Source organism: Gelidibacter japonicus (genome assembly GCF_010725055.1).
Lineage (GTDB): Bacteria > Bacteroidota > Bacteroidia > Flavobacteriales > Flavobacteriaceae > Gelidibacter > Gelidibacter japonicus.
This window is the reverse complement of the sequence record NZ_BJKB01000057.1, coordinates 1-835: the sequence shown is the minus strand read 5'-3', so window position 1 is coordinate 835 and position 835 is coordinate 1. Positions and strand designations below refer to the sequence as shown.

At 42.4% G+C, this 835-nt stretch carries 1 protein-coding gene; it reads left to right on the top strand.

The features are described 5' to 3' along the window. Positions 1-835, top strand: an 835-nt coding sequence (locus G6N06_RS19635; RefSeq protein ID WP_163518396.1) for an efflux RND transporter permease subunit, incomplete at both ends; no start/stop codon positions are given.

The following is an 835-nucleotide window of genomic DNA, read 5'->3' as shown; positions in this document are numbered from 1 at the left end:
ATATCATCCGACATCTCGATGAAGAAAAAGAACGCTATAGCCTGACGGGGATTAAAAAATCGATTAACACAGTGGTCTACGAGGGAAGTGCCGAAGTTTCAAGTGCTATTCTTACTGCAGTATTAACAACCATCATCAGTTTTGTTCCAGTGTTCACAATGATCGGTGCGGAAGGCAAATTATTCAGACCCTTGGCCTTTACCAAAACCATGGCTATCGCCGCATCATTTATCGTGGCGCTATTTCTGATTCCTCCGTTTGCGGCCTACTTGTTCCGAAGAACAAGTTTAAAAAAGGTAACTGCCACTATAATCAGTGGATTATTGGTCATCATAGGCCTTGCAGCCATAGTTTTTGGGTTTTGGTTGGGCCTGATCTTAATAGGATTCGGTATCACTGCGCTGTTAAAGGATGAAGGGACTGCTTCTAAAATATCTAACAGGTTAACACTAACTGACGAGCGGGCCAATAGCATCAATATATTTATTTCGGCCTTGGCTGTAGTCTTCCTTTTGGCAGAATTCTGGCGCCCACTTGGCGTGGATAAAAGCATCTTCTGGAACCTTATATTTGTTGGATTGATCTGTTTTGGTCTTTTGGGCGTATTCTGGTTGTTTATGCATTACTATACGCGTATCCTCGGTTGGGCACTTCGCAACAAGTTAGTGTTCCTGTCTATACCAGCTCTTATCGTTGTTTTTGGAATTATGATTTGGCAAAATACAGGTAAGGAATTTATGCCTTCCTTAAATGAAGGTTCCTTTTTGTTGATGCCTACCTCCATGCCCCACTCTGGCGTGGAAGAAAACAAACGGGTACTTCAGCAATTGGATAT